This window comes from Amycolatopsis sp. NPDC003865 (genome assembly GCF_053605345.1).
Genome location: NZ_JBSGJA010000025.1, coordinates 123,299 through 143,976 on the forward strand (window position 1 = coordinate 123,299; position 20,678 = coordinate 143,976).

Annotated in this window: 21 protein-coding genes; 12 read left to right on the forward strand and 9 right to left on the reverse strand. The window is 72.6% G+C overall.

Translation table 11 applies throughout. The features are described 5' to 3' along the window. Nucleotides 1–54 precede the first annotated feature (54 nt). Both ACWEVP_RS41555 and ACWEVP_RS41560 read right to left on the reverse strand, forming a co-directional pair. Nucleotides 55–2,079: a M4 family metallopeptidase gene (locus tag ACWEVP_RS41555; protein WP_452068080.1), complete on the reverse strand. Its 2,025-nt coding sequence runs from the start codon at nucleotides 2,077–2,079 to the stop codon at nucleotides 55–57. Between the two features lie 418 nt (nucleotides 2,080–2,497). Beyond that, nucleotides 2,498–3,772: a helix-turn-helix domain-containing protein gene (locus ACWEVP_RS41560; RefSeq protein WP_452068081.1), complete on the reverse strand. Its 1,275-nt coding sequence runs from the start codon at nucleotides 3,770–3,772 to the stop codon at nucleotides 2,498–2,500. A 113-nt stretch (nucleotides 3,773–3,885) separates the two neighbouring features. Between ACWEVP_RS41560 and ACWEVP_RS41565 the strand changes: the two genes are divergently transcribed. Genes ACWEVP_RS41565 through ACWEVP_RS41575 form a run of 3 tightly spaced genes read left to right on the forward strand, consistent with a single transcriptional unit; the run spans nucleotide 3,886 to nucleotide 7,097 of the window. Then, complete coding sequence (locus tag ACWEVP_RS41565) at nucleotides 3,886–5,718, forward strand: glycoside hydrolase family 9 protein (protein ID WP_452068082.1); 1,833 nt, start codon at nucleotides 3,886–3,888, stop codon at nucleotides 5,716–5,718. Between the two features lie 9 nt (nucleotides 5,719–5,727). Continuing rightward, nucleotides 5,728–6,513 (forward strand): LOG family protein, encoded by a 786-nt coding sequence (locus ACWEVP_RS41570; protein ID WP_452068083.1) that lies wholly within the window; start codon nucleotides 5,728–5,730, stop codon nucleotides 6,511–6,513. Further along, a complete protein-coding gene (locus tag ACWEVP_RS41575) occupies nucleotides 6,513–7,097 on the forward strand; it encodes an LOG family protein (protein WP_452068084.1) in 585 nt (194 codons plus the stop codon). The genes ACWEVP_RS41570 and ACWEVP_RS41575 overlap by 1 nt, the downstream gene beginning before the upstream one ends. Here the strand turns inward: ACWEVP_RS41575 and ACWEVP_RS41580 are convergent. After that, nucleotides 7,066–7,908 (reverse strand): LysR family transcriptional regulator, encoded by an 843-nt coding sequence (locus tag ACWEVP_RS41580; RefSeq protein ID WP_452068085.1) that lies wholly within the window; start codon nucleotides 7,906–7,908, stop codon nucleotides 7,066–7,068. The two genes, ACWEVP_RS41575 and ACWEVP_RS41580, sit on opposite strands and share 32 nt — an antisense overlap. A gap of 70 nt (nucleotides 7,909–7,978) precedes the next feature. Between ACWEVP_RS41580 and ACWEVP_RS41585 the strand changes: the two genes are divergently transcribed. Continuing rightward, nucleotides 7,979–8,695: an SDR family oxidoreductase gene (locus ACWEVP_RS41585; RefSeq protein WP_452068086.1), complete on the forward strand. Its 717-nt coding sequence runs from the start codon at nucleotides 7,979–7,981 to the stop codon at nucleotides 8,693–8,695. A gap of 1 nt (nucleotide 8,696) precedes the next feature. Here ACWEVP_RS41585 and ACWEVP_RS41590 read toward each other — a convergent pair whose 3' ends face one another. Beyond that, nucleotides 8,697–9,371 carry a lysophospholipid acyltransferase family protein gene (locus ACWEVP_RS41590; RefSeq protein WP_452068087.1) on the reverse strand — a complete coding sequence of 225 codons (675 nt, stop codon included), beginning with the start codon at nucleotides 9,369–9,371 and terminating at the stop codon, nucleotides 8,697–8,699. A 51-nt stretch (nucleotides 9,372–9,422) separates the two neighbouring features. On the opposite strand from ACWEVP_RS41590, the gene ACWEVP_RS41595 reads away from it, so the two are divergent. Further along, entirely contained in the window at nucleotides 9,423–10,325 is a 903-nt protein-coding gene (locus ACWEVP_RS41595; RefSeq protein WP_452068088.1) for a glucosyl-3-phosphoglycerate synthase, read from the forward strand. On the opposite strand, the gene cydC is transcribed toward ACWEVP_RS41595, so the two are convergent. Genes cydC through ACWEVP_RS41615 form a run of 4 tightly spaced genes read right to left on the reverse strand, consistent with a single transcriptional unit; the run spans nucleotide 10,261 to nucleotide 15,539 of the window. Further along, nucleotides 10,261–11,853 carry a thiol reductant ABC exporter subunit CydC gene (gene cydC, locus ACWEVP_RS41600; protein WP_452068089.1) on the reverse strand — a complete coding sequence of 531 codons (1,593 nt, stop codon included), beginning with the start codon at nucleotides 11,851–11,853 and terminating at the stop codon, nucleotides 10,261–10,263. The two genes, ACWEVP_RS41595 and cydC, sit on opposite strands and share 65 nt — an antisense overlap. Further along, nucleotides 11,850–13,397 (reverse strand): thiol reductant ABC exporter subunit CydD, encoded by a 1,548-nt coding sequence (gene cydD, locus ACWEVP_RS41605; protein ID WP_452068090.1) that lies wholly within the window; start codon nucleotides 13,395–13,397, stop codon nucleotides 11,850–11,852. The genes cydC and cydD overlap by 4 nt, the downstream gene beginning before the upstream one ends. Before the next feature lie 9 nt (nucleotides 13,398–13,406). Then, nucleotides 13,407–14,375 (reverse strand): cytochrome d ubiquinol oxidase subunit II, encoded by a 969-nt coding sequence (locus ACWEVP_RS41610; protein ID WP_452068091.1) that lies wholly within the window; start codon nucleotides 14,373–14,375, stop codon nucleotides 13,407–13,409. A gap of 3 nt (nucleotides 14,376–14,378) precedes the next feature. Beyond that, nucleotides 14,379–15,539 carry a cytochrome ubiquinol oxidase subunit I gene (locus ACWEVP_RS41615; protein ID WP_452068092.1) on the reverse strand — a complete coding sequence of 387 codons (1,161 nt, stop codon included), beginning with the start codon at nucleotides 15,537–15,539 and terminating at the stop codon, nucleotides 14,379–14,381. Nucleotides 15,540–15,599: 60 nt separating this feature from the next. Here ACWEVP_RS41615 and ACWEVP_RS41620 point away from each other — a divergent pair, with 60 nt between their 5' ends. Genes ACWEVP_RS41620 through ACWEVP_RS41640 form a run of 5 tightly spaced genes read left to right on the forward strand, consistent with a single transcriptional unit; the run spans nucleotide 15,600 to nucleotide 17,913 of the window. Then, a complete protein-coding gene (locus tag ACWEVP_RS41620; RefSeq protein WP_452068093.1) occupies nucleotides 15,600–15,917 on the forward strand; it encodes a helix-turn-helix transcriptional regulator in 318 nt (105 codons plus the stop codon). Beyond that, nucleotides 15,914–16,582: a permease prefix domain 1-containing protein gene (locus tag ACWEVP_RS41625; protein WP_452068094.1), complete on the forward strand. Its 669-nt coding sequence runs from the start codon at nucleotides 15,914–15,916 to the stop codon at nucleotides 16,580–16,582. Before ACWEVP_RS41620 ends, ACWEVP_RS41625 begins: the two co-directional genes overlap by 4 nt. Continuing rightward, entirely contained in the window at nucleotides 16,579–16,902 is a 324-nt protein-coding gene (locus ACWEVP_RS41630; protein ID WP_452068095.1) for a DivIVA domain-containing protein, read from the forward strand. Before ACWEVP_RS41625 ends, ACWEVP_RS41630 begins: the two co-directional genes overlap by 4 nt. Beyond that, entirely contained in the window at nucleotides 16,899–17,357 is a 459-nt protein-coding gene (locus ACWEVP_RS41635; protein ID WP_452068096.1) for an SRPBCC family protein, read from the forward strand. The genes ACWEVP_RS41630 and ACWEVP_RS41635 overlap by 4 nt, the downstream gene beginning before the upstream one ends. Next, nucleotides 17,350–17,913, forward strand: coding sequence for a DNA-3-methyladenine glycosylase I (locus tag ACWEVP_RS41640; RefSeq protein ID WP_452068097.1), 564 nt, complete (start codon nucleotides 17,350–17,352; stop codon nucleotides 17,911–17,913). Before ACWEVP_RS41635 ends, ACWEVP_RS41640 begins: the two co-directional genes overlap by 8 nt. A 19-nt stretch (nucleotides 17,914–17,932) precedes the next feature. On the opposite strand, the gene ACWEVP_RS41645 is transcribed toward ACWEVP_RS41640, so the two are convergent. Then, a complete protein-coding gene (locus ACWEVP_RS41645; protein WP_452068098.1) occupies nucleotides 17,933–18,727 on the reverse strand; it encodes an enoyl-CoA hydratase-related protein in 795 nt (264 codons plus the stop codon). Between the two features lie 197 nt (nucleotides 18,728–18,924). Here ACWEVP_RS41645 and ACWEVP_RS41650 point away from each other — a divergent pair, with 197 nt between their 5' ends. Continuing rightward, the gene (locus ACWEVP_RS41650; protein WP_013222969.1) at nucleotides 18,925–19,092 is read left to right on the forward strand and encodes a DUF3117 domain-containing protein; all 168 of its coding nucleotides are present in this window, start codon (nucleotides 18,925–18,927) and stop codon (nucleotides 19,090–19,092) included. Nucleotides 19,093–19,181: 89 nt separating this feature from the next. Beyond that, complete coding sequence (locus ACWEVP_RS41655) at nucleotides 19,182–20,636, forward strand: leucyl aminopeptidase family protein (protein WP_452068099.1); 1,455 nt, start codon at nucleotides 19,182–19,184, stop codon at nucleotides 20,634–20,636. Nucleotides 20,637–20,678: the final 42 nt, after the last annotated feature.

Below are 20,678 nucleotides of genomic sequence, written 5' to 3' on the forward strand. Positions count from 1 at the left end.
TCAGGGTAGGCCGCGCGGCGGCGGGGGAGTCGCCCGCCGCCGCGCGGTGCGGGATCAGCAGGCGCCGCTGTCGCTCCACACGGCCCACGAACCGGGCGCGCCGGGCTCGGCGCCGGTCGAGTACCACGTGGACGTCCACTTGTGACCGTTGTGGCCGACGACGTCGTTGGGCACGTACGCCTTCGCGGAATCCCACTCGGCGAGGCCGTCGCAGCCGGTCGGCGGGGTGCCGGTGCCGACGGTCAGCGAGAACTGCGCGGTGTGGTCGGCGTCGGTGCCGTCGCCGGTGACCGTCACCTGGCTGGTGCCCTGCGGCGTGGTCGCCGAGGTGGTGATGGTCAGCGTCGCGGAGCCGCCGGACTGGACGCTCGCCGGGCTGAAGGTCGCCTTCGCGCCTTCGGGCAGGCCGGTCGCCAGCAGCGACACGGTCTGGGCGTTGCCCGAGGTGATCTGCGTGCGCACCGTGGTGGTCGCCGTCTGTCCGGGTTGGACGGACGCCGACGTCGGCGACAGCGTCAGCGAGTAGTCGTTGCCGGCCGGCGGCTGGCCGCTGCAGGTCGGCTCACCGCTGACCGCCGGGACGCTCACCGCGTCCCACGCCGCCTTGGTGGCGGCGAACTCGGTGCAGCTGCCCGGGAAGAGCGCGACCGCGGCTTCCAGGGTGGCCTTGCGGGCCGCGCGGTGGTTCCAGGAGGACGTCTTCTTCAGCAGGCCGTTGTAGAAGATCTTCCCGGCCTTCTGGATGCCGATGCCGGTGACGGTCGAGCCGTTGCACGTCGGGCTGGCCGGCGAGGCGTTGCTGCCCTGGGAGAGCAGGTAGAACCAGTGGTTCTGCGGGCCCGCGGCGGCGTGCACCTCAGTGCTCGGGATCGACGACGAGTAGCAGTTCGGGTCGCCGACCTGGCTTGGGTTGTACATGTAGCGGATCGGGCCGTTGCCGACGAGGTTGACGCCCTCGCCCACGGTGAAGTCCGGCCGGTCGACCGGGTTGTCGGCGTAGGCCTCGGTCAGCGCGCCGAAGATGTCGCCGGTGGACTCGTTGAGCCCGCCGTTCTCGTTGCCGGAGCCGGCGCCGCCGGGCGTGGTCTGGAAGATGGCGTGGCCGTACTCGTGGCCGACGACGTCCATCGGGGTCGCCTGGCGGCGGTTGTCCTGCGAGTGCCCGAAGTGGGTCGACGAGCCGTCCCAGTAGGCGTTGACGTCGTTGAGGCCGACGCTCGCGCGGAAACCGCCGCCGGCCCCGTCGATGCCGTTGCGGCCCAGCCAGTCGCCGAGCATCTTCCACTCCGTCTGGACGCTGTAGAGCGTGTCGACGCAGCCGGTTTCCAGGTCGGTGCCGGAGCCGTTGCCCCAGGTGTTGCTGCTCTTCGTGAAGATCGATCCGCCTTCGCGGCCGCAGGCGATGCCGCGGCGGCCCGGGTCGGTCATCGAGTACGAGCTGCCCGAGCCGGACGTGTCGATCGACACGGTGCCGCCGTAGTAGGAGTTGCCGGTGCCGGCTTCGCGGACGTCGTCGCGGGTGTCGAGGACCTGGCCGGTCGCGCTGTCGACGAAGACGTGCAGCCTGGTGGGGTGGGCCTGGTTGTGTCCGGAGACCACGACTTCGTAGGCGAGCTTGGGAGCGTCCCCGGCGAGCACGACGAGCTGCGGCGCGGTCGTGCTGTCGACTGTGGACACCTTCGTGCGCGCGATCTTCGTCGCTTCGCCGGAGCCCAGCGTGGCCTGGGTTTTCACGGTGATGGGCGCGGTGTGCGCGGCTTCGGTGCCGCGGACCCGGCCGGCCCCGTCGGCGACGACGACCGCGTCCCCGCCGACGACCGGCAGGCCGTGGTAGGTGCGCTGGTAGGAGGCGTAGTAGAGGCCGCCACCGCCGGGGGTGACGCCGGTGCGGACGAAGGCTTCACCGGCACCCTTGGCGAGCCGGTCGACGCCGCCCAGCGCGGCCTGGTCGGCGGCCCGGGCGGCGAGCGCCTCGGGCGGGGCGGTGGGTGCGGGGGAGGCGGCGGCCGGGATCGCCGGCACCGCTGCGAAGGTCAGGGCCAGGCCGGCGATCGCCGCCAGCCCTCGTGGGGATCTCATGGGGCACCTTTCCGGGGGGACGCGGGGAGTGTGACCGGCGGAATAACTGCTGTTATTGCGCCGGACGCGTCCGAGTAAAGGTTCCGGTCGTGCGCCGGTCAATGGGCCGAACGGCCCAGCGGGGCGCGGCGAAGATCACGGCGTTGCGGGCGAAACCGCAGGAAACGGCCGGGTTGGCGACTGGTCTGAACCAATTCACCAACTTTGGTAGGGAGTTTCGCCATGGTCCGGACCACTGAGCCCAGTGGTCCGGGGATCGGAGTGAAAGCCCGGCGCGGGCGCGATGGTTCGCGCGGCGGCGGGACGGAGAATTGCGGCACCGCCCGGACGGGCGCTCGCCGCCCCGGTCGAGCGGCAAGCCGGGCCGCGACCGCGTTGCCGCTGCTCCTCGGTGCCCGCCGTGGAGCCCGGACCCCCGCTATCCCTCGGTACCCGCCGCCGAGTCGAGGCCGCGCCGGTAGGCCTCGATGGCCTCCGCGACCTGACCACGTTGTCGGAGCACGTCACCCAACCTCAGCGCCGTCGAAACCGCCGCCCCGTGCAGCGACGCCTTCGTCTGGATCTCCGCCGCCTCGCGCAACAGCCGGGTCGCCGTCTCCAGATCGCCCTGCGCCTGCGCGATCTGCCCGCGCAGTCCCGTCGCTTCCCCCAGCGCCTCCACGTCGCGCGCCAGCAGCGGCCACACGTCCGACACCAGCGAAGCCGCCTCGGCGGGCGCCCCCTGGCGCAGCCGGACCTCGGCCAGCTCGACCGTCGCGCCCGCGACACCCTCCTCCGAGCCGATCTCCGCCAGCTGGTCGCGCGCCGCTGTCAGCTCCGCGCGCGCCTCCTCCAGGCGCCCGAGCCGGCGCAGCAGGTACCCCCGCGCCCAGCGGCAGCGAGCCGCGTCGCGGTCGAACCCCACCGAGGCGAACAGCCGGCACGCCTCGATCAAATCCTGCTCCGCCCGCTCCGGCTGCCCGGTCGCCTGCCACACCTGCGACGCCTGCCGGTGGAACCGCGCGACGAAGTCCGGCCGCGAAGCCGCGCGCGTCAGCCGGACGCCGTCGAGTGCCGCGCGCTCGGCCCGGTGCAGCCCGCCCATCTCCATCAGCGGGTGGATCAACGCGCTGAGCAGGCACAACTCGGCGTCGGGATCGAGATCCGGCGACGCCAGCGCCTCCTCGACGCGTGCGATCGCCGTGCCCGCGTCGCCGCTCAGGTACCGGCAGCCCGACCAGCGGTGCACGATCATCGCCCGCAGCCACGGCGGCGCCGCCGCTTCCAGCTCCGCGGCGTGCTCCAGCTCCTTCTGTGCGCCCGAGACGTCGAACAGCTGCCACTTCACCTCGGCCCGGCAGAACCGCGCGTAGCACTCGACGTCGTCGAGGCGGTAGCCCGCGGCCTGCTGCGCCACCGTCGCGAACCGCTCTTCCGCGAGGGCGACCCGGCCCTGTTCGAGGTCGCGGTACCCCTCGTCGAGTGCCGCGCGCAGCTCCTCGGCGATGCCGCGAGGGCGGCCGAACCGCAGCTCGTCGACGGTCAGCCCCAGCCGGCGCGCCAGGTAGGCCAGCATCTCCTCCGACGGCGGACGGCTGCCCGTCTCGACCTTCGCGAGGAAACCCCGGTCGTAGCCCGGCTCGGCCAGCTCGCGCTGGGTCCACCCCCGGTCGGTGCGCAGCCGCCGGATCCGCGCGCCGAGCGGTTCGGTCATCTCCCCACGGTAGGTCATCGCGGGTGAAGTCGCGGAAACGGACATATTGACGCCCGGGCCGCGAGCGGGCTAGCGTTAAATAGGAAACTTTCCTAACAAAGCGGAGGCCGATCATGCGCCTGCTTCCCCTCGCGACGGCGGCCGCGCTCGCCGTGCCCTTGGCCGCCGCCCCGGCCGAAGCCGCGACCCCGGCCGAGGTACGCGTCGACCAGGTCGGTTACGCGCTGGGCGAGGCGAAGCACGCTTACCTGCTCGGCGGCGGCCCGGGGAAGTTCACCGTCGTCGACGAACGCGGCCACACCGTCCGGGAGGGCCGCACCGGCGCGAGCCTCGGTACCTGGAACACGCGCTACCCGGCCGTGTTCGACCTCGACCTGTCCACTCTGGACCGGCCGGGCACCTACCGGGTGCAAGCCGCGGGGGCGACCTCGCCGCCGTTCCGGATCGACACCGCGAGCCGCCTGTTCCGCCCGCTCGTGCGCGCCACGACCGAGTTCTTCCAGGCCCAGCGCGACGGCCACGACGTCGTCCCCGGCCGTCTCGACCGAAAGCCGTCCCACCTCGCGGACACGAAGGCCACCGTCTACGCCGAGCCGAAGTTCGCCGGCGAGGGCGGCGACGAAATCGTCGAACCGCTCAGGCCGCGGGGCGGGCCGGTCGACGTCGAAGGCGGCTGGGTCGACGCGGGCGACTTCGTCAAGTTCACCTCCAACACCGCGTATTCGCTCACCGAACTGGGATTCGTGCTGCGCGAAGACCCGGATCCGGTGCTGGCGAAGGAAGTCCGGTTCGGGCTCGACTGGCTCGACAAGATGTGGGACGGCACGACGAAGACCCTCTACGCCCAGGTCGGCATCGGCACCGGCAGCGAGGAGTTCGGCTTCCTCGGCGACCACGACGTCTGGCGCAACCCCCAGGACGACGACGCCCTCGACGTCAAGCCCGGCGACCCCGCGTACTTCGTCAAGTACCGCCCGGTGTTCCCGGCCGCCCCGGCGGGTGCGCCGCTGTCGCCGAACCTCGCCGGCCGCGTCGCCGCCGCGTTCGCGCTCGGTGCGCAGGTGCAGGCCCACCGCGACCCCCGGCTGGCCCGGCACTACCTGGCCGAAGCCGCCGCGGTGTTCGCACAGGCCAAGACGACCGGTGTCGGCGAGCTGGTCAGCGCGTTCCCGCACGCCTACTACCCGGAGTCGTCCTGGGAAGACGACCTGGAACTCGGCGCGACGCAGCTCGCACTCGCGGCGCGAGCACTGAAAGACCCCCGCGCGACCGGCTGGGCCCGCGACGCGGCGAAGTGGGCCAAGGCGTACATCGGCGGCGACGACACCAGCACGCTGAACCTCTACGACACGAGCGCGCTCGCCCACGCCGACCTCGCCGGGCTGCTGCGCACCGGCGTCCCCGGCGCCGCGCTCGGCGTCCGGGAGCTGGCCGCGGACCTGCGCCGCCAGCTGGACGCGGGGGTCGAGCAGGCGAAGAAGAGTCCATTCCGGACCGCTGTCGACGTCACCGACTTCGATGCAGCCAGCAAGAGCTTCGGCTTCGCGGCCACCGCTCGGCTCTACCAGCGCGTCACCGGTGACACGCGGTACGCGGCCTTCGGCGCGCGGCAGCGGGACTTCACCCTCGGCGCGAACGCCTGGGGCGTTTCGCTCGTGGTGGGTGTCGGCTCGACGTTCCCGCAGTGCCCGCACCACCAGGCCGCGAACCTCGCCGAACCTTCCAAAGTGCTGTACGGCGCCGTCGTCAACGGCCCCAACGGCGCGGGCAACTTCGCCGATCTGCCGTTCCCCGCGGGCGCGAAGGAATGCACCCGTCCGTATGAATCCTTCGACGGCCAGGGAAGTCGCTACGCCGACGACCTCGGTTCATGGCCCAGCAACGAGCCGGCCATCGACTTCACCGCCACGGCGATGCTGGCATTTTCGCTGGCGGGCAGGCCGTAGCATGGCGTAGTGAGCGAACAGTCTGAATGGCCGGACGGCCAGTACCCCGAACGCCCGGTGGAGCGGCACAAGGGCCCGGTCGTGCTGCGTCGCGACCGCCGCGACCAGGGCAGCACCACCGACCAGCGGCTCCTGGACTCGCGCGGCCCGAGCGACTGGGTGCACACCGACCCGTGGCGCGTGCTGCGCATCCAGGCCGAGTTCGTCGAGGGCTTCGGCGCGCTCGCCGAGGTCCCGCGCGCGGTCACCGTGTTCGGTTCGGCGCGCACCAAGCGCGACAACCCGGAGTACGAGCTCGGCCGCAAGATCGGCGGCGCGCTGGCCAACGCCGGCTTCGCGGTGATGACCGGCGGCGGCCCGGGCGCGATGGAGGCGGTCAACCGCGGCGCGGCCGAGGCCGGCGGCTTCTCCGTCGGGCTCGGCATCGAGCTGCCGTTCGAGCAGGGCCTGAACCCGTGGGTCGACCTCGGCGTCAACTTCCGGTACTTCTTCGCCCGCAAGACGATGTTCATCAAGTATTCGCAGGCCTTCATCTGCCTCCCCGGCGGCTTCGGCACGCTCGACGAGCTGTTCGAGGCGCTGACGCTGGTGCAGACCAAGAAGGTCACGAAGTTCCCGGTGGTGCTGTTCGGCAGCGCCTACTGGGGCGGGCTGTACGAGTGGATCAAGAACTCGGTCATGGCCGAGGGCAAGATCAGCCCGCACGACCTCGACCTGCTGCACGTCACCGACGACATCGACGACGCCGTCCGCGTGGTCCAGGAGTCCTACCAGGCCTGGGAGGACACCCACTGATGAGCCGGATCTGCGTGTTCTGCGGTTCGTCGATGGGGTTCTCCCCGCGCTACGCCGAGCAGGCGGCGGCGCTGGGCAAGCTCCTGGCGCAGCGCGGCATCGGCCTGGTGTACGGCGGCGCGAGCGTCGGCACGATGGGCGTGGTGGCGGACGCGGCCCTGGCGGCGGGCGGCGAGGTGATCGGCGTGATCCCGGAGGCGCTGTCTTCGGTCGAGATCTCGCACGCCGGGCTGTCCGAGCTGCACGTCGTCAAGGACATGCACGAGCGCAAGGCCAAGATGGCCGCGCTGTCCGACGGTTTCCTGGCGCTGCCGGGTGGCGCGGGCACGCTGGAGGAGCTGTTCGAGGTCTGGACGTGGGCCCAGCTCGGGCTGCACGGCAAGCCGATCGGCGTGGTCGACGTCGACGGCTACTACGGGCCGCTGCTCGCGTTCGCCGACCACATGGTGACCGAGGGGTTCGTCAAGGAGGACTACCGGAAGCTGCTGATGGCGGACGCCGACCCGGCGGCCCTGCTGGACGCCTTCGCGACCTACGTCCCGCCGGCCCCGCCTAAGTGGGCGAAGGAGCCGCCGGGGATCTGACGTCGGTGGCGGCCCGGACGAACGCCGCCACCGCGCGGGACCGCGTCCGGTCCGGCCAGGCCAGCAGCACCGACGTCCGGGGCGCGTCGAGCACCGGCACGCACACGATGTCCGCGCGCGCGTGGCGGCGGGCCGACTCCGGGACCACCGCGACCACCTGGCCCAGCGCCACGAGCTGGAGCAGCTGCCCGGCGTCCCGGATCTCGGGCCCGCACACGTCGCTGCCGGGCCACCGGGGGAACGGCTCGCCGTCCAGGTCGGCCATGATCAGCGCCGACCGGCCGGCCAGGCGGTGCCCGCGGGCGAGCATCGCCACCTGGTCCTGCTCCAGCAGCAGCTCGGTGTCGAACCCGGCGCAGTCGTCGTGCGGGCCGTGCAGGAACGCCAGGTCGACGCGGCCGTCGCGCAGCATGCCGGCCTGCTCGCCGACGCCGCCCACCACGACCTCGACCTCGATCGCGTCCGGGTCGGCCCGGTAACCGGGGAGGATCCGCTCGAGCAGACCGGCGTCGCCGTCGGGTTTCATCGCCACGAGCAGCTTCGGCACCTCCTGGCCCGCGCGCTGTGCCCGGCGCACCGCGGCGTCGACCGCGTCGAGCGCTTTGCGGCTCTCCTCGAGGAAAACCGCGCCCGCGGGCGTCAGGCTCACGCCGCGGCTCGTGCGGTTCAGCAGCGGCACACCCATGCGGCGTTCGAGCTGCTGGATGGCGCGCGACAGCGGAGGCTGCGCCATGCCGAGGCGCTGCGCGGCGCGGCCGAAGTGCAGTTCTTCGGCGACGGCCACGAAATACGCGAGCTCCCGCGTCTCCATACCGCCAGAGTATCGGCCGATGCGGCATCGGTGTTGGCTCGCGCGGGCGGCCCGCTGGTGTGCTGGGGCCATGGACGAAATCACTTTGGTCACCGGCGCGAACAAGGGCATCGGCCGCGAGATCGCCGCGCAGCTGACCGCCCTCGGGCACACCGTCGTCATCGGGGCCCGCAGCGCGGAACGGGGCGAGCGGGCGGCCGCGGAGCTGGGCGCGGATTCGGTGGTCCTCGACGTCACCGACCCGGCCTCGGTCGCCGCGGCCGCTGCTTCCCTCGAAGAGCGCTACGGCCGGCTCGACGTGCTGGTCAACAACGCCGCCATCGCGCGCCCGCCGGGCACCGACCTGGCGGACCAGAGCCCGGGCACGGCCGACCTGAACACGCTGCGCACGATCTTCGAGACGAACTTCTTCGGCGTCGTCACGGTCACGAACGCGCTGCTGCCGCTGCTGCGCCGGTCGGCCGCGCCGCGCGTCGTCAACGTCTCCAGCAGCGCCGCGTCACTCACCCGGAACGCCGACCTCGAGACCCAGCTGCCGATCTCGGCGGGCTACACCCCGTCGAAGACCGCGTTGACGTCGTTGACCCTGCAGTACGCGAGGGAACTGCGTCCCGAAGGCATCCTGGTCAACGCGGTCTGCCCGGGGTTCTGCGCCACGGACCTCAACGGCCACGCCGGGTTCCGGACCCCGGCGCAGGGCGCGGTGGCGGCGGTCCGGATGGCGACGATCCCCGCGGACGGCCCGACGGGCACCTTCGTCGACGACGAGGGCCCGGTGCCGTGGTGAGTCAGGCGACGCCCTCACTCGGCCGCTTGTGGTAGGTGTCCACGTACTCCTGCCCCGAGATCTCCAGGATCGCGTACATGACCTCGTCGGTCACCGACCGGCGGATCGCCGGCGCGTAGTCCTGGCCCTCGTACCGCGAGAAGTCCAGCGGCTTGCCGAACGTGATGCCGATCTTGGCCAACCGGGGGATGCGCGCGCCGCCGGGCTGGAGGCCCTCGGTGCCGGTCAGCGCGACCGGTACCACCTTCGCCCCGGTCGCCAGCGCCAGCGCCGCGACGCCCGTGTGGCCGCGGTGCAGCCGGCCGTCCAGCGAGCGCGTGCCCTCGGGGTAGATCGCGAAGACCCCGCCCGCGTCGAGGACCTTGCGGGCGGCCTCCAGGGCGGCCAGCCCGGCCTGGGCGTTGCCGCGCTCGACCGGGACGTAACCGAGGCCGCCCAGGAAGCCGGCCAGTGCCTTGCCCTTGAGGCCCTTGCCGGCGAAGTACTCCGCCTTGCCGAGGAACTTGACCTGCCGCGGGGTCGCGAACGTGATCACGCCGGTGTCGAGCGCGGCGCGGTGGTTGGCGGCCAGCAGCACCGGGCCCTCGGCGGGCACGTTCTCCACGCCCCGCACTTCGGGCCGGTACACCGCCCTGGCCAGCGGGCCCAGCACGAACCGGACAAGCAGCGCGATCAAGTGGTCCTCCTCCTCGGGTGCGGTGCCACCAGCATGGCACGATCGTTACTCGTGAGTTGGTTCGAGCGGCGTACGTGGCAGGAGCCCGGTTGGGCGCTCGGGGACATCGTGACCGCGAAGGGTGACCGGACGGTTTCGGTCGTGCTACCGGCGCTGGACGAAGAGCGGACCGTGGGCGACGTCGTGGCCTCGGTGCGCCCCCACCTCGGCAGCGTCGTCGACGAACTGATCGTGATGGATTCCGGCTCGACCGACGCCACCGTGCGCACCGCCGAAGCCGCCGGTGCGCGGGTGGTGCGCCGCGAGGACGTCCTGCCGGACCTGCCGCCGGTGCCCGGCAAGGGCGAGGTGCTCTGGCGCTCGCTGGCGGCGACCAGCGGCGACCTCGTCGTCTTCCTCGACTCCGACCTCGTCGACCCGGACCCGGCGTTCGTGCCGTCGCTGCTCGGCCCGCTGGTCACCGAACCCGGTGTGCACCTGGTCAAGGGCTTCTACCGCCGCCCGCTGCGCCTGGAGAGCACCGGCGGCGGCCGCGTCACGGAGCTGCTGGCGCGGCCGGTGCTTTCGGCGCTGCGCCCGGCGCTCGGCGGGCTGATCCAGCCGCTCGGCGGCGAGTACGCGGGCACGCGCGAGTTCCTCGAGTCGGTGCCCTTCGCGGCCGGGTACGGCGTCGAGATCGGGCTGCTGCTCGACGCCGAGGCCCGCTACGGTCTCGACGCGCTCGCGCAGGTCAACCTGGGCGTCCGCAAGCACCGGAACCGGTCGCTGCCGCAGCTGGGGGTGATGTCCCGGCAGATTCTGGGCACGGCCCTGGACCGCTGCGGCGTCCCGGCCGCGGACGCGCCGTTCACGCAGTTCGTGCAGGTCGACGAGGAGTGGCTGCCGGACGTCACGGACGTGCGGGTCGCGGGCCGGCCGCCGATGCGGGAAGTACTCGCCCGTCCTCGAGGGTGAGGACCTCGTCGAACCCGGCCAGGTGCTCGGGCCGGTGGGTGACGAGGACGACGCTGCCGCGCGCCTTCGCCAGGACGCTCTTCAGGACGGCGTCGCCGTGCGCGGGGTCGAGGCCTTCCACCGGCTCGTCGAGGACCAGGACCGCCGGGTCCGCCAGGACGGCCCGGGCGAGGATCAGCCGCTGGCGTTGACCACCCGACAGCGCGTCGCCGTCCGGGCCGGTCTCGCGGTCCAGGCCGAGGTCGAAACCGGCGGTGGCGCAGGCCTCCGCCAGCTCGTCGTCGGTCGCGTCCGGCTTGGCCGGCAGCAGGTTTTCGCGGACGGTCGTGTGGAAGACGTGCGCGTCGGCCTCGGCGCCCGAGATGACCGCGGCCAGGTCGGCGAACTCGCTCAGCGGATGGCCGTCGAGGAGGACCCGGCCGTCCGTGGGCGTTTCGCTGCCGAGCAGGAGCCGCAGGAGCGTCGTCTTGCCGGCACCGCTGGGGCCGAGGATCCCGACGCGCTTGCCGGGTGGCAGGTCGAGGTCGACGTCCCGCAGCGCGGGAGCGCGACCCGGGTACCGGACGCCGGCCTGCTTCAGCCGGAAGTGTCCACTTTGTACTTTCCGCGTGCCGGGGGCGGGCGCGGGCAGCTCGAGAACGGCTTTCACGCGGGCGGCCGACGCCCGGATCTCCGGGACGCGCCGGGCCGCGCCGATCAGCGGGAGGACGACCTCGAAGCTCGTCAAGGCGGCGAGGGTGAGGGCCGCGGTCCACGGCACCGAGGCGTGGCAGAGCAGCGCGACGGCCGCGGTGGTGGCCAGCTGGACGAGCGTCCCGGCCGCGGTCGACGCGGCGGTCTTGGACGAAACGGTTCGTTCGGTGCGGGCGAGGTGGTCGACGATCGCCGTCGCCCGGGCGAGGTGGTCGTCGAGGGCGCCGGCGGCGACGAGCTCCCGGTGCCCGGTGACGAGCTCGACCGCGCGCTCGGCGAGTTCGGCCCGTTTCGGGGCGTCTTCCCGAGCGGCTCGCCGGGTGATCCGGACGACCAGCCACGGCAGCAGGACCCCGGCGACGAGCAGCCCGGCACCGAGCGCGACGGCGGCGGACACGGACGCGGTCAGCGTGACCGCGACGGCGGCGGTCCCGGTCAGCGCGGCGACACCCGCCGGCAGCAGCCAGCGCAGCACGGCGTCCTGCAGGGCGTCCACATCGGACACCAGCCGGGTGACGAGGTCGCCGCCGGAGAACCGCGCGCCGGGAACGAGGGACTCGTAGACGCGGGTCCGGAGGGCGCCGAGCCACCGCAGCACGACTTCGTGCCCGGCGAGCCGTTCGGCGTACCGGAGACCGCCGCGGAGCAGGGCGAGCGTCCGGACGCCGACGACGGCGACGGTCAGGGCGCCGAGCGACGGTCGTTCGGCGGCCCGCAGGAGCAGCCACGCGGCGGTGGCCATGAGCGCGAGCGCGGCGAGTTCGGCGCCGGCCCCGAGGAGCGCGGCGCGGAACAGGCGCCGGACGTCTCTTGTGGACAGAGCGAAGAGGTTCACGCCGCCACGCACCCGGCGCGCAGTTCGACCACCCGGTCCGCCAGCGCGACCATCGCCGGCCGGTGCGCGACCAGCACCGCCGTGCGGCCGGGCAGCAGCCGCCGCGCCGCCGACAGCACCGCGGCCTCCGTGCGGGAATCCAGCCGGGCCGTCGGTTCGTCCAGCAGCACCAGCCCCGCCGAAGTGCGCGCCAATGCCCGCGCCAGCCCGACGCGCTGACGCTGTCCCGCCGACAGGACCTCGCCCAGCTCGCCGACCGGCGTGGCGAACCCGGCGGGCAACCCCGCGGCCACCGAATCCAGCGCGGCCGCCCGGGCCGCGGCGGGAACGTCGGCGGGGGAGCCCAGGCGGATGTTGGCCGCCAGGGAGTCCCGGAACAACGTCGGCCGCTGCGGGACCCAGGCCACGTCGGCCAGCCAATCCGACGGGGACAGGGAACGCAGGTCGACGCCGTCGACGAGCACCCGCCCCGAAGCGGGCGTCACGAACCCCAGCAGGACGGCCAGCACCGTGCTCTTCCCCGCTCCGCTCGGCCCGACGAGGGCCACTCGTGAGCCGGCGGGCACCGAGAAGTCCACTTCGGACAAAGCCGGGACGCCGCCGTGGGAAACCGACACCCGCTCGAAGACGACCGAGGGCGCGCCTCGACGCCGGGTGCGGGCAGCCGAGCGCGACGAGACCACCGGGACCGCGAGCGCCTCCCGCAAGGCCGCCAGCCCTTCCGCCGCCGCGTGGAACTTCGCGCCCGCCGCGCGCAGCGGCAGGTACGCCTCCGGCGCCAGAACCAGGACCAGCATCGCCGTCCGCGCGTCGAGCGAGCCGGACAGCAACCGGAACCCGATCGGCACCGCGATCAGGGCGACCGACATCGTCGCGACCAGTTCCAGCACCAGCGAGGACAGGAAAGCCACCCGCAGCGTCTTCAGCGTCGCGTCGGCGTGGGCGTCCGCCATCGACCGGACCGTCGCCGCCTGCGCCGACGCGCGCCCGAACACCTTGAGCGTCCCGAGCCCGCGCACGACGTCGAGGAAGTGCCCGCCCAGTTTCAGCAGCGACGACCACTGCCGCGAAGTCCGCGCGGCCGTGTGCTTCCCGACGAGGATCGCGAACACCGGGATCAGCGGCAGCGTCACCGTCACGACCAGTGCCGACACCAGGTCGGTGGTGCACAGCCGCACGACCACCGCGATCGGCACCACCACCGAGACGACCAGTGACGGCAGGTACCCCGTCAGGTAGCTGTCCGTCGCGTCGACGCCCCGCGTGACCTGCGTCGCGACGACGCCGGCGCGTTCCGCCGTCGAGCCGAGCAACCGCCGCCGGAGCCCGCCGCGCACCGCGGCCGCGAACCGTCCACTGAGGACACCGTGACCCCAGGTGAGCCCGCCGCGGCCGGCCACGGCGGCGACCAGGACCGGGGTGACGCCGCCGCCGGTGAGCAGCGTGGCCAGCCCTTCGGCTTGGAGCAGCACCGCGGCCGCGGTGAGCACCGCGAGCACGGCCAGTGCGGACAAGTAGCGCCGGAGTCCGGGCAGAGCAGGCACGGCGGCTCCTCAGAAGTGCAGCAGCGAGCGCTGGTCGACGGGGCGCCGGTGCGCGCGCCAGGTCAGCCACTGCACCACCAGGAGCACCGCCAACGCCGGCGCGGCGAACCAGCCCAGTACCGCGAACGTCCCGGCCGCCGTCGCCGCGTCGCCGACGGTCAGCGCGGTGCCCGAGGACACCAGCACCGTCGGGAACCGGAGCGTCCCGGCGAGCAAGGCCGGGCAGGCGGCCAGCACCATCGACCCGACGAGCGCCACCCGGTGCCGCCGGGTCCGCAGCCCGAGCCAGCACGCGCCGAAGGCGGCGAAAGCCAGCACGGCGACGCCGGCGCCGAGCGCCGTCACGCCGTCCAGTGCGAAGAAGCCCCAGCCCGTCGCGACCACCAGGAACGCGAACACCGGCGCGGTGAACGAGCGCGCCAGCCGCACCGCGCGGCCGGTCAGCTCCGCGGGCGCCCGGACGGCGAGGAACGCCGCGCCCTGCAGGCAGAACAGCGCGACGAACCCGAGGCCCCACAGCGCCGCGTACGGGGTGAAGAACGCGAGCACGTCGGCGACCGGCGGCAGCCCGAGCACCAGGTTGCCGAGGAACAGGCCCCACGACAGCGCCGTCACCAGCGCGCCGCCGACGATGCCCGCCGTCCAGGCGCCGCGCCGGGCGTCCGGGCGGCGGCTGCGCAGCTGCATCGACGCCGTGAACGTGACCAGGCCGAGCAGCAGCGTCACGACCAGGACGTAGGCCCCGCTGAACACCTTGCCCTCCAGGTGCGGGAACGCGCCGAAGAGCAGGCCGACCGCGGCCACCAGCCACACCTCGTTGGCCAGGAAGAAGGGCCCGAGCGCCCCGAGCGTCAGCCGTCGCTTCCGTTCGTCGGCCTCGAACGCGGGCAGGAGCATGCCCACGCCGTAGTCGTAGCCCGCCAGCGCGAAGTACCCGCAGGTCAGCAGGCCGAGCACGCACCACCAGAAAGTCGCCACCGGTCACACTCCGCTCAGGATGGGCAGTTCGGCGGGCTCGTCGGCCGGCTCCGGGCCGCGCTTGGCGACCCGCGCCATGAGCACCCAGTCGGCGACCGCGAGCGCGGCGAACAGCACGGAAAAGGCGATGAAGGAGAACAGGATCTGGCCGGCGGGGACGCCCGCGATCGCGTCCGCGGTGCGCAGCTTCCCCCAGACCAGCCACGGCTGCCGGCCGAGCTCGCGGACCAGCCAGCCCATGATCGCCGCGACGAACGGCAGCGGGATCGCCGCGACCATCAGGTAGTGCAGGAACCGTGCCTTCGTGATCCAGTTCTTGACCAGCAGCAGCGTGCCGAGGAGCGCGCAGGCGAACATCAGGAACCCGAGCCCGATCATGGCGCCGAGCGGCATCCCGACGACGCTCTCGTTCAGCTTGTCCGGTTGGTACATCTTGAGCTGCCCGAACTGTGCGAAGCCCTGGTTGACCACGAAGATCGAGCCGGTGAGCGCCGCGACGACGCCGATCCGCATCGACCGGCGGAAGAACTCGACCTCGGTGGTGCGCTTGAGGAAGTGCCAAGCGCTGACGCCGACGACGAAGAACCCGCCGGTCACCAGCGCGGCGCTGAGCACGTGCGGCAAGGAGGCGACCAGCGCCGGGTTCGAGAACAGCGCGCCGAAGTCGTCGAGGTGCAGCGCGGCGCCTTCGAGCCTGCTGCCGACCGGGTTCTGCAGGAACGAGTTGGCCAGCATGACGAACAGCGCCGACGCGTAGGCGGTCAGCGTCACCAGCCAGATCAGCGCCAGGTGCAGCCCCCTCGGCAGGCGCCCGAAGCCGAAGATCCACAGGCCGAGGAACGTCGACTCGAGGAAGAAGGCGACCAGCGTCTCGATGGCCAGCGGCGCTCCGAAGACGTCGCCGGCGAAGGCGGACAGCCCGGTCCAGGTGAGCCCGAACTGGAACTCCATCACGATGCCGGTGACGATCCCCAGCGCATAGTTGATCACGTAGAGCCGGCCCCAGAAGCGCGTCATCCGCAGCAGCTCGGGCTTGCCGCCGAGCGTCCAGCGCGTCTGCATCACGGCCACCAGCGTGACCAACCCCAGCGTGAGCAGCACGAACAGGAAGTGGAACGAAGTCGTCGTCGCGAACTGGAGTCTCGCGACCGGGAGGGCGTTCATGTAGCCAGACTACACATAGACTGGCTACATGTAGCAAGGCGACGTGTAGACTGCGTACCCATGAAGGCGGACACCCTGCGCGGCCACCTCGACGCGCTGCTGCTGGCCGTGCTCGACGGCCGCAAGCTGCACGGCTACGCGATCATCGAGGCGCTCCAGCTGCGCAGCGACGGCGCGCTCGACCTGCCCACCGGCACCGTCTACCCGGCGCTGCGCCGGCTGGAGCGGGCCGGCTGGCTGAGCAGCGAGTGGGACGTCGTGTCCGGCCGCAAGCGCCGGACCTACCGCCTCACCCGCTCCGGGGAACAGGCCTTGGCCGCCGAACGCGCCGAGTGGCGGGAGTTCACCACGGTCATCGGGGGAGTGCTGGGGACATGATCGACGAATACCTGGGGGACCTGGACCGGAGGCTGCACGGCTGCGGCCGGTTCAAGGCCGACCTGCTGGAAGAGGCCCGCGACGGGCTGCACGACGCCGCCGACGCCTACCGCGCGGGCGGCTGGAGCGAGGAGGACGCGCAGCGCCGCGCGGTCGCCGACTTCGGCCCGGCGGCCGTCGTCGCCCGCGACTACCAGGCCGAGCTCGGCATGCTCAGCGGCGTCCGGACGCTGTGGAAGCTCGTGCTGGGCGTCCCGCTGATGCAGATTTCGTGGGACTACGCGCGGATCCTCACCTTCGGCGAGTGGACGAAGCTGTCGACCCCGACGCCCGGGTGGTACCGCGTGATCGCGCACGCCACGCACGGCGCCGTGTTCGTCGTGCCGGTGATCGGCGTGCTCGCCCTGCTCGGCATCCGCTGGCTGTCGCGCCGGCTCGACGCCGTCCGGCTCGCCCGGTTCTGCGGCGTGCTGATCGCGCTGGCCGTCGGCATCAACCTGGCCTCGGTCGGGCTGGTGATCGGCTCGACCGGCCTGGTCGACGTCTCCCGGCTGTTCCTGAGCGTCCCGTGCGTCCTGTTGATGGTCGCCTGGGTGCTGCTTTCGATCCGGCTCGTCGTGCTCGCGAGACGATCCTGGGGTGGGTATGCCACGATCGTCGCGTGACGACCGCGCTGATCTACCTCGTAGTCATGCTGCTGGTGGCCGCCGTGGTGTTCCTGCTCGCCGCGGTCGTGTTCGGCCGGGGTGAGGAGCTCGCCCCGCTGCCCCCCGGCAGTTCGCCGACGCGGCTGCCCGCCGAGGACATCACCGGCGAGGACCTGACCGAGGTCCGCTTCCAGCTGGTGCTGCGCGGCTACAAGATGTCCGAAGTGGACTGGGTGATGCGCCGCCTCGGCGTCGAGCTCGACGAGCTGCGCGCCCGGGTCGCCGAGCTGGAGCAGCGCGAACGCGAGCGGGAGAGCTCGCCCGAAGGCGCCCAGTGACCGATCTGATCCTGTCGGTCGACGTCCGCGCGCCGGCCGGGACGACCTGGCTCGCGCTGACCGACTGGACCCGCCAGGGCGAGTGGATGCTCGGCACCGAGGTCGAGGTCGTCGAGGGCAACGGCCGCAGCGTCGGCTCGCGGCTGTCGGCGTTCACCGGGGTGGCCGGCATCGGGTTCACGGACACGATGGAGATCACCAGCTGGGAGCCGCCGGTGCGGTGCGGCGTCCGCCACCTCGGCAGCGTCGTGCAGGGCACCGGCGTGTTCCAGGTGGTGCCGAAGGGCGCGACGCGCTCGACGTTCGTCTGGGCCGAGCACCTGCGGCTGCCGTTCGGGCCGCTCGGCAGGCTCGGCTGGCCGGTCGTGCGGCCGGCGTTCGCACTGGGGGTGCGCCAGTCGCTTCGGCGGTTCGCGCGGTTCGCGGAGGACTATTCGGTGGGTGGGGATGACTGAGCTGGTCGGCACCGACGGCGTCGCGCGGTGCAGCTGGGGCAATTCGACCCCGGACTACGTTTCCTACCACGACGAGGAGTGGGGTGTTCCGCTCCACGGGCAGGACGAGCTGTACGAGCGGCTGTGCCTCGAGTCGTTCCAGTCGGGGCTGTCGTGGATCACGATCCTGCGCAAGCGCGAGGGCTTCCGGAAGGCGTTCAAGCGGTTCAAGCCGGCGAAGGTGGCCAAGTTCGGCGACGCCGACGTCGAGCGGCTGATGCAGGACGCGTCGATCGTGCGGAACCGGGCGAAGATCCTGGCGGCGATCAAGAACGCGCAGGCGATCGCCGCTCTGGACACGCCGTTGGACGACCTGCTGTGGTCGTTCGCGCCTTCGTCCCACGTCCGTCCGAAGACGATGGCCGACGTCCCGGCCATCACCGACGAGTCCAAGGCGATGGCCAAGGAGCTGAAGAAGCGCGGCTTCGTCTTCCTCGGTCCGACGACGTGCTATGCGCTGATGCAGGCGACCGGCATGGTCGACGACCACGTCTCCGGCTGCTTCCGGGCCGCCTGACCCGGAAGCAGCCGGCGGCTCACTTGCCCTGGAAGTTCGGCTTGCGCTTGCCGACGAAGGCCTCGACGGCCTCGGTGTGGTCGGCGGTCGCGCCGAGCGCGGTCTGGGCGGCGTCTTCGGCGTCGAGTGCTTCCTCGAACGTCGACTGCGCGGCCAGGTTGAGCACGCCCTTGATCTTCGCGTAGGCCACCGTCGGCCCGTTCGCCAGCTTGGCCGCGACCTTCTGGGCGCGCGCCGGCAGCTCCTCGTCCGGCACGACCTCGCCGACCAGGCCGAGGCGCAGCGCCTCCGCCGCGTCGACGGTCCGGGCCAGCAGCATCAGCTCGGCGGCGCGGCCGTAGCCGACCAGCCGCTGCAGCGTCCACGACGCGCCCGAGTCCGGGCCGAGCCCGACGTTGGCGAAGGCCATCAGGAACGACGACGACTCGGCGGCGATCCGCAGGTCGCTGGCGTAGGCGAAGGCGGCCCCGGCACCGGCGGCCGTGCCGTTGATCGCCGCGATCACCGGCTTCTCCATCGACACGATCGCCTTGACGATCGGGTTGTAGTGCTCCTTCACCGTGTGTAGCGGCGCGGGGTCACCTGCCTGGAGCAGCCCCACGTGCTCCTTCAGATCCTGGCCGGCGCAGAACGCCTTGCCGGAACCGGTCAGCACGACCGCGCGGACGGCCTCGTCGCCCGCCGCCTCGCGCAGCGCCGCGAGCAGTGCTTCCTTCAGCTCGACGGTCAGCGAGTTGTACGCCTGCGGCCGGTTGAGGGTGAGGGTGCGCACCCCGTCGGCGTCGGCGGTCAGCAGGACGTCGGATGTGGTCACGTCTTCTCCTTGCGCGGATACATCGGTCGTCCGACAGTCTTTCACCTCGCGCGAGCCGCATACCAGCACCGATACGGCGGCAAAAGATCGGTCCGCTGATGCGCCCGGCCGCTGATGAGGGACAATGGACACCAGACCCGGCTGGCTTTCACGCGAGCGCGACCCGGGCGCGCCGGTTGAGACGGAGGGAGCACGCTATGGCGGCCATGAAGCCCCGGACCGGAGATGGTCCCCTCGAAGTGACTAAGGAGGGGCGGGGCCTCGTGATGCGCGTACCGCTCGAGGGTGGTGGGCGACTCGTCGTCGAACTCTCCGCGGAAGAAGCGAAGGACCTCGGCGCCGCTTTGGCGGAGGTCACCGGCTAGCCGATCCCCCCGAACCGTCCTTCCGTCGCACCCCGGTCTCCCTTCGGAGGCCGGGGTCGCGGTTCCTCTGCGCCCGAAGGTTGCTCACTGTGCGTAATCCGCTACCCCCCGTTCCGACCAACCTGCTCGACATCGAGGTCGCGGGCGACCTCCGCCGCGGTGCCCCGACGGCCCGGCTGGTGACCGCGCCTGCCGACGACGTCGAGTCCGAGCCCTTGGAGATCGGTGGCGTCCGGATCACCGGCAAGGCGGGCGACGTGCAGACGGTCCCGGCCGACGGTCCCCGCTGGGTCGCGGGCCTCGGCGACGGCGAGCCGAAGCAGTACCGGAAGGCGGGCGCGGCGCTGGTCCGCGCGGTCAACGCGGGCCTGGCCGACGACGTCGGTCACGGCGGCAAGGCGTTCCGCGCGGTGCAGCTGGAGCTGCCGGAGGAGGCGTCCGGCGAGCACGTCACCGAGCTGGCGCTGGGCCTGCTCCTGGGGGGCTACAAGTTCAAGGTGACCGGCGAGGACGCTGCGCCGTCCGTGCGGACGGTCCGGCTGATGACGGGGGACCCGTCGGCGGCCGAATCGGTCGCCCGCGCGTCGGTGCTCGCCGCCGCGACGGCGCTGACCCGCGACCTGGCGAACACGCCGTCCAACGTGAAGACGCCGGCGTGGCTGGCGGACACGGCCGCCCGCGTGGCCGGCCCCCGCGTCGAGGTGGCGGTCCGCGACGAGAGGTGGCTGGCGGCGCAGGGCTTCGGCGGCGTGCTGGCCGTCGGCGGCGGTTCTTCGCGGCCGCCGCGGCTGATCGAGATGGCGTACAAGCCGTCGGGCGCGTCCCGGCACCTGCTGCTGGTCGGCAAGGGCATCACGTTCGACACGGGCGGCCTTTCGATCAAGCCCGCCGACGGGATGCACCTGATGCGCACGGACATGGCGGGCGGCGCGGCGGTGATCTCGGCGACCCGCGCGATCGCGGAGCTGGGGCTGCCGATCCGCGTGACGGCGCTGGTGCCGGCGGCGGAGAACCACGTGTCGGGCTCGGCGTACCGGCCGGGCGACATCGTCCGGCACTACGGCGGCAAGACGACGGAGGTCGGCAACACCGACGCGGAGGGCCGGATGGTCCTGGCCGACGCGCTGGCGTACGGGATCCGCCGGTTCAGCCCGGACGTGGTGGTGGACGCGGCGACGTTGACCGGCGCGATGAAGGTGTCGCTGGGGCTGCGCACGGGTGGGCTGTTCGCTTCGGACTCCTCGCTGGCCGACGCGGTAGTCGCGGCGGGCGCGCGGGTGGGCGAGGCGTGGTGGCGGATGCCGCTGGTGGAGGACTACGCGGAGAACGTCCGCGGCGAGTTCGGCGACGTCCGCCAGACCCCGGCGGGCCCGGGCGGCATCACGGCGGCACTGTTCCTGAGGGAGTTCACCGAGGGCCTCCCGTGGGCGCACCTGGACATCGCCGGCCCGGCACGCTCGGAGAAGAACTACGACGACGTGGTCCCCGGAGCGACGGGCTTCGCGGCCCGGACCCTGGTGGAGCTGGCGGCTTCGCTGGCCTGAGGTCGTGAGTGAGAAACAGTGTTAGAACACTGTTTCTCACTC